Origin of the sequence: Erysipelatoclostridium sp. MSK.23.31, from assembly GCF_019125875.1 — a bacterium.
Taxonomy (GTDB): domain Bacteria; phylum Bacillota_I; class Bacilli_A; order Erysipelotrichales; family Coprobacillaceae; genus Thomasclavelia; species Thomasclavelia ramosa.
Genome location: NZ_JAHOCB010000015.1, coordinates 70,133 through 78,190, shown reverse-complemented (window position 1 = coordinate 78,190; position 8,058 = coordinate 70,133). Strand labels below are relative to the sequence as shown.

Sequence of the window (8,058 nt, the reverse complement as noted above, 5' to 3'; positions counted from 1 at the left end):
TATTTCATATAAAAACCCTCCTTACTGGTTTGCCCAGTAAAGAGGGTACGCATCATTGCCCAAACAGAGGGGTTCACTACATATTAGGAGGATGTTTTTATATTAATTTTATTTTTCTTCAGTAATAAACATTTTGTAAATAGCACGAATTGCATTTTTGAAATGAATATTTTTTACACCAACAATAATATTTAATTCTGATGAACCTTGATCAATCATTTTTATGTTAATATTTTCTTGAGCCAGGGCTGTGAAGATTTTAGCAGCAGTTCCACGACCATCTTTCATTCCGCGCCCAACAATTGCAATTAATGCTAGATCAGATTCTAATTCAATTGAATCTGGTTGAACTGCACGATGAATACCGGCTAAAATTTCCTGCTCTTTATCAATAAAAGATTCAGTCTCAACGACAATTGTCATTGTATCAATTCCTGAAGGAGTATGTTCAAATGATAAATCATTATCTTCTAATACTTGTAGTACTTTACGACCAAAACCAATTTCACTATTCATCATATCTTTTTCAATCATGATTGTAGCAAATCCCTTTTTACCGGCGATTCCGGTAATAACATGATCTGGTTTATGACAAGTTGTTTCAACGATCAATGTTCCTTCATCTTCAGGACGATTAGTATTTTTTATTTGAATTGGAATTCCTTCATTACGAATTGGGAAAATAGAATTCTCATGAAGAACACTTGCTCCCATATAAGATAATTCACGTAATTCTTTGTATGTAATTGTACCAATAGTATCAGGATCTTTAACAATTCGCGGATCAGCAATCAAGAAACCAGAAACATCAGTCCAGTTTTCATATAAATCAACATGACCATTTCTTGCAACGATTGAACCAGTTACATCACTTCCTCCACGGGAAAATGTTTTGATTGTTTTGCTGCCATCATTAGCAGAACCATAAAAACCTGGAATAACGGCATTTTTAACGTTACTTAAACGTTTAGATAAAACTGGATCAGTCATTTCTTGATCATAATTACCATGTTCATCAATAAAGATAACTTCACTAGCATCAATAAATTCAAAACCAAGATAGTTAGCTAATACAATTCCATTTAAGTATTCCCCACGGCTAGCGGCATAATCAATTCCAATTTTATCTTGAAAAGCTTTCTTAATAATTTCAAATTCTTTTTCTAAAGAACAATTTAATTTTAATTCGTCAATAATATCTTGATAACGAGCTTTAATTAATTTAAATGTTTCTTCAAAAGTCTTATTATCTTTAGCATTATAAGCTTGATATAATAGGTCAGTCACTTTGATATCATCTTTAAATCTTTTTCCCGGTGCGGATGGTACCACGAAACGACGAGATTTATCACTTTTGATAATATTAGCTACTTTTTTAAATTGAGTTGCATCAGCTAAAGATGAACCCCCAAATTTAACAATTTTATTCATACTGTTCCCCTTTATATAAATGTTTAATAAAAAAATACCATTTTTTAGTGGTTACATCAAGAAATATTTAAGAAAATGATAAAATAAATGAACTTGTCAAAGTATTTTCATGAATTGAAATATTTTTCAGATGATGAAAGGACTAATTAGAGATAAGGATGATACGGTATAATGATAAATATATTAAGGAGGAATAAGAAAAAATGAGTTTTCCTAAAGGATTTTTATGGGGTGGCGCAACAGCTGCCAATCAATTTGAAGGTGCATATAATGAAGATGGTAAAGGACTAAGTACTGCTGATGTAATGACTAATGGAACGCATCAAGAAGCGCGTAGAATTACATACACGATGCCTGATGGAAGTAAACATAGTCAAGCAGTAATGCCATTTAAATCACTTCCTGATGGTGCGGTATTAGAATGTCATGAAGGTGAATATTATCCTTCACATCAAGCAATTGATTTTTATCATCATTATCAAGAAGATATTAAATTATTTGCTGAAATGGGTTTTAACTGTTTTAGATTATCAATCAACTGGGGAAGAATCTTTCCTAATGGTGATGATGAAACACCAAATGAAAAAGGACTAGAATTTTATGATCGAGTTTTTGATGAATGTTTAAAATATGGAATTGAACCGGTAGTAACAATTTCTCATTATGAAACACCATTAAATTTAGCAAATAAATATGGTGGATGGTTAGATCGTCGCTTAGTAGGCTTTTTTGAAAAATATTGTGAAACTATTTTTAAGCGTTATAAAGATAAAGTTAAATATTGGATGACTTTTAATGAAATTAATATTATGGATTTTATGCCACCGTTTGCAGGTGGAGTCTTAAAAAATGATCCACAAAGCCGTGCTCAAGCCGTGTATCATCAATTTATCGCAAGTGCAAAGGTTGTAATCATGGGGCACAAAATTAATCCTGATTTCAAGATTGGGATGATGACAGCTTATGGATCAACATATGCCTTAACATGTAATCCTGATGATGAATTAAAATTAATGTTATCTGACCAACAAAGACATTTCTTTAGTGATGTTCAATGTCGTGGTTTTTATCCAGCTTATAAATTAAAAGAATTTGAGCGTGATGGAGTTAAATTGATTAAAGAACCTGGTGATGATGAGATTTTAAAAGAAGGAACAGTTGACTATATTGGATTTTCATATTATTCAAGCTCTGTAGTCACTACTGATGAAAGTAAAAAAGTAACGGATGGAAACATGTCTACTTCAGTACTTAATCCTTATTTAAAGGCAAGTGATTGGGGTTGGCAAATTGATCCAACTGGCTTAAGATTAGCTTTAAACAGGTTACAAGAACGCTATAACTTACCTTTATTTATTGTTGAAAATGGGTTGGGAGCTATTGATAAAGTTGAAGCAGACGGCTCAATCAATGATGATTATCGTATTGATTATTTAGCTAAACATATTGCTGCAATGAAAGATGCGATTGAATATGATGGTGTTAATTTAATGGGCTTTACTCCATGGGGATGTATTGATTTAGTTTCAGCTGGAACTGGAGAAATGCGCAAGCGTTATGGTTTCATCTATGTTGATAAGGATGATGATGGTAAAGGACCACTAACAAGAATGAAAAAGAAAAGTTTTTATTGGTATCAAAAAGTAATTAAATCAAATGGAGAAGATTTAAGTAATCAATAATTTAATAATTCTTGGTATTGTGTTACATTTGTAACATATACCAAGGATTTTTTAAAATTAATTTTTCATTTAAAATGATAAATAATAAATGAGCAGATTGGAATTTATTATAGTTATAAAATTATGAGGGTGATTTAAAAGCTATATTAATTATGCTGTTCATAATTTAAAAGCACTGATGTCTTCTATGTAGGATTATTGGATACCGGGATTGCCCAAAAAATGTATTGAAACACCTAGTATAGTGATGAAATAGAGGTAACTTCTATCCTTAATCAAAAAATATTCTTTACAATTGACTTATATAAATAAAAGGGAATGATAATGATTATATTTCATTATCATTCCCTTTTAGTATTTTTGGCTACTTTTATATTTTAACATATTCGGCAAACAAAAACATTAAATATTTAATGTTTTCTTTTTGTGCAAAAAATATTTTTTGTATAGACAAAAGTGGTATGATATTAATAAAGAAGTCATAACATAAGGAGGATAAAAAGTTATGAAGAAGTTAGGGAAAGCGATACTTGGCTTAGCTTTAGCACTGTCGATGTGCTTTAGTATGTTCATTCCAGTGTATGCTGAAGGGGAAACAGTAGATACACTAGTTGGCAGTTTAATCGGTTATTATCGAGATGGTGCTAGAACAGACGTTTTGAGAACTTTGGATACTTTAAAAGAGGTTTCTAAAGATGATTATGATCAATGGCAATCAATCATTGATTATTGGGACTGGATTGAAAACGATATGGTCGAAAATATTGGTGTAGCTCCTGATGGTCTACCAAATGATAATACCCATGCTTTTGTTGTACTAGGTTTTGCATTAAAGAGTGATGGAACAATGCAGCCAGAATTAGTAGGACGATTAGAGACTGCTTTGGCCAGTGCTCAAAAATATCCTAATTCATATATTTTAGTAACTGGTGGTGTAAAGAAAAACGGTTGGACTGAAGGGGACCGGATGCACGACTGGTTAGTTGAACATGGTGTAGCAGATAATCGAATTCTAGTTGAAAATAAATCAGCTAATACAGCACAGAATGCTGAATTTAGTTTTGATATTCTTTATAATCATCCAACAATTAAGAGTATTTCTATGATTACTAGCCAATATCATTTAAAACGTGGAACAATCTTATACTATGCGGAATCATTAATTCGAGCACGTGAGTTAGGGAAGACGCCAATTAAATTAAATGGTAATGCAGGATGGTACCGGGAAGATAAAACTAGTGAAACATTATCACAAAAAGCTAGCAGTTTATCACAAATTGCTGGAGTTTCTATTCCTTATGGTGAAAAATTACCAAAATCTAAATTAACAGGAATTGAAGTTACTGGTAAAAATACTTATACTGTTGGAGATGCATTAGATATCATAGTTACTTCAACTTATGATACTGAATATAGTCGTGATGTTACAGGTCTTGCTAAAATTATTGGATTTGATGCTAATAAAGTCGGTAAACAAAATGTAGTTGTAGTTTATACGGAAACTTTACATCATTCTACAAGTAGTTCTGAAGATGTAACTATGACAGCTGAATTTGAAGTTGAGGTAAAAACTGCTCCAATTACAGTTCCAGTAAACCCACAGCCAACCCCAGATAAACCTGTAAATGCAGTAAATACTGGAGATAACAGCCCATTGGCAATAATGACGATGGTAGCAGGGTTAGCAGCTGCTGGAATGTTTTTAGCAAAAAGAAAAGAAAATTAATAGCTATAGTGAAAGCTGAATCGCAAAATGATTCAGCTTTTTTTAGTATATCAATGATAATGGAATTAAGTTTTATTTATTGAATAATATTTGTTTGACCGTAATCTTAAAATATTGTAAGATTATATTAATAAGACGGGAACTGCCCGTCATTTTCTTTAGGTTAGAGGTTATAATTATGAAAGATAAAAAATTAACAATGAGTGATATTGCAAAAATGGCTGGTGTTGGCAAGAGTACAGTATCACGGTATTTTAATGGTGGTTATATCAAAGAAGAAACGCGTTTAAAATTAAAAAAAGTAATTGATGAAAATAATTATGAACCGAGCACATTAGCGCAATCATTGAAAGCAAAATATACTAAGGTAATTGGTATTGTAGTACCTTGTCTTGATTCAATTACAACATCTCGTGTTTTGATGACGATGGATCAGTATTTAAAAGATCATGGTTATACAACTTTAATAATAAATACCAATCATGATGAAATGCGAGAATTAACTTCGATTGAACAGCTATGGCGAATGAATGTTGATGGAATTATTTTAATGGCAACGGCAGTAACGATGGCACATCAAAATATTGCTGCAAAATTAGATATTCCACTATTATTTGTGGCACAGCGTTATGGAGCAGGAGTCTCTATCATTAATGATGATTATAGTGCTGGATATGAAGTTGGAAAATATGCAGCATATATGGGGCATCGTAAGATTTGTTATATCGGTGTAAGTGGTAAGGATGAGGCTGTAGGAATTTATCGTAAAGATGGTGTGATCAATGGTTTAAGGGACAACGGAGTAAGCAGCGTTGATTTATTAGAAACTGATTTTTCATTAGAAAAGGCTCATCTTATTGCTCTTGATTATCTAAAAAAGAAACAGCCAACTCTATTTATCGGAGCAACTGATAATATCGCTTTGGGGTGTTTAAAAGCAATTAATGAGTTAAAATTAAAGATGCCTGATGACATTTCTTTAATTGGTTTTGGGGGTTATGAGACTTCTCAATTTATTAATCCCAGTCTTTCGACAGTTAGATTTAATAATGAAGAAACTGGAATTAAAGCAGGTCAAACAATCATTGATTTAATTGAAGGGAATGTTGTTGATAATTTACAGTTAATTGGATATACCTTAATTAAGGGACAAAGTGTCAAAGATTTAAATAAATAAAAGTGATGATGTTTTAATAAAAAACATCTTTTTTTATTAAAAATGTGGTATCGGTTTCAGTTTTTTGTTAAAAAGTATTGACAGGGTCACAACAATCGCTTATAGTATATTTGTGGAACCGATACCATAGAGGAGGATAAAACATGGATTATAACAAAATTGCCAAAGAAATAATTAATTGTGTTGGTGGTAAAGAAAACATTACGGGGGCAATGCATTGTGCAACTAGGCTACGTTTAAATCTAGTTGATGAAAGCAAGGTTGATGAAGAATCATTAACTGATATTGATGTTGTGAAGGGAACTTTTTTAGCTAAAGGGCAATATCAAATTATTTTAGGACCAGGTCTAGTTAATTTGGTATGTGACGAAGTAACAAATATTTTAGGAATTAAAACTGATAGTACGCTCCAAGTAGAAAAAGTAGAAGAAAAAGGAAACTTATTACAACGTGCAGTTCAGTTATTAAGTGATATTTTTGTTCCAATTATTCCTGCCATCGTTGCTGGCGGATTGTTAATGGGAATTAATAATATTTTAACAGCTCAAGGACTATTTTTTGCTAATAAAAGTTTGATTGAAGCATATCCGCAATGGGCTGATTTAGCATCAATGATTAATTTATTTTCAAACGCTGCATTTACTTTTTTACCAGTGTTAATTGGATTTAGTGCTACTAAAAAGTTTGGTGGGAATCCATATTTAGGTGCAGCTTTAGGAATGATCATGGTTCATCCGGATCTACTAAATGCTTATTCGTATGGTAAAGCAGGAGTAGAAGTACCAGTATGGAATATTTTTGGACTATCAATTGAAGCAGTAGGGTATCAAGGAACGGTTTTACCTGTATTAGGGGTATCTTGGATCTTAGCTAACATTGAAAAACGTTTACACAAAGTGACACCAACTTGGCTGGACAATCTTACAACACCATTATTAGCAACGTTAATTACTGGTTTTATTACTTTTATTTTAGTTGGCCCATTATTAAGAGAAGCCGGGGTCTTATTATCTGATGGAATATCATGGATGTATAATACGCTAGGATTATTCGGAGGTGCAATCTTTGGATTTTTCTATGCACCAATTTGTTTAACAGGAATGCATCATAGTTTTATTGCAGTTGAAACACAATTATTGGCATCGATCAAGACAACAGGTGGATCATTCATTTTTCCAACTGCATCAATGTCAAATGTTGCTCAAGGGGCAGCAGTTATTGCAATTTTATTAGTAACTAAAGACAAAAAATTAAAAAGTATTTGTTCAGCTTCAGGTATTTCAGCGTTATTAGGAATTACTGAGCCTGCAATGTTTGGAGTAACTTTAAAACTTAAATATCCATTTATTGCAGCTATGGTAGGTTCAGCAGTTGGAAGTGCTTATTTAGCGGCAACAAAAACACTTGCTAATGCTTTAGGGGCAGCAGGTATACCAGGTTTCTTATCAATCGATCCTAAGAATTATTTGAATTTTGCAATTGGGATGGTCTTAAGTATTGCAGTGTCATTTGTTTTAACAATTATATTATATAAACGTGATATGGCTAAACAACCTACTCAAGATAGTGAACTGCCAACTGAAGCTAAAGAAGTAAAAACAAACATTATCACTGCACCGCTAGCTGGGAAAGTAGCTTCAATAACGGAAGCACCAGATGAGATTTTTGCACAAAAAATGATGGGTGATGGGGTAGTTATCTTTCCTACAGAAAATATTTTAGCAGCTCCGATTGATGGTGAAATTACAATGATCTTTCCTACAAAGCATGCTTTAGGAATTAAAAGTAATGATGGAATTGAAATTCTTATTCATGTAGGTTTGGATACTGTAAAACTTGAAGGAAAACCATTTAATTTATTTGTTACTGAAGGTCAAAAAGTAAAACAAGGTGATAAATTAATGGAAATTGATTTTGCGATGGTTGAAGCAGCAGGATGTCCAATTGCGACACCATTAGTTATTACAAGTCAAAATCAATTTGAAATTATTAATCTTGGAACATGTAGTTTAAATCAAGATATAATCAAATTAGACTAGGAG

Annotated in this window: 5 protein-coding genes; 4 read left to right on the top strand and 1 reads right to left on the bottom strand. The window is 32.1% G+C overall.

Annotated elements, in window-relative coordinates:
- Positions 1-108: 108 nt before the first annotated feature.
- A complete protein-coding gene (locus tag KSU54_RS08575) occupies positions 109-1,431 on the bottom strand; it encodes an aspartate kinase (protein WP_003536170.1) in 1,323 nt (440 codons plus the stop codon).
- A gap of 203 nt (positions 1,432-1,634) precedes the next feature.
- Here KSU54_RS08575 and KSU54_RS08570 point away from each other — a divergent pair, with 203 nt between their 5' ends.
- From KSU54_RS08570 to KSU54_RS08555, 4 genes are all read left to right on the top strand, one after another.
- Positions 1,635-3,113, top strand: a complete 1,479-nt coding sequence (locus KSU54_RS08570) for a family 1 glycosylhydrolase (protein WP_003536172.1) — start codon at positions 1,635-1,637, stop codon at positions 3,111-3,113.
- A gap of 505 nt (positions 3,114-3,618) precedes the next feature.
- A complete protein-coding gene (locus KSU54_RS08565) occupies positions 3,619-4,839 on the top strand; it encodes a YdcF family protein (RefSeq protein WP_003536173.1) in 1,221 nt (406 codons plus the stop codon).
- A 178-nt stretch (positions 4,840-5,017) separates the two neighbouring features.
- Positions 5,018-6,016: a LacI family DNA-binding transcriptional regulator gene (locus tag KSU54_RS08560; protein ID WP_003536174.1), complete on the top strand. Its 999-nt coding sequence runs from the start codon at positions 5,018-5,020 to the stop codon at positions 6,014-6,016.
- Between the two features lie 143 nt (positions 6,017-6,159).
- Positions 6,160-8,055 carry a sucrose-specific PTS transporter subunit IIBC gene (locus KSU54_RS08555; protein ID WP_003536175.1) on the top strand — a complete coding sequence of 632 codons (1,896 nt, stop codon included), beginning with the start codon at positions 6,160-6,162 and terminating at the stop codon, positions 8,053-8,055.
- Positions 8,056-8,058 lie beyond the last annotated feature (3 nt).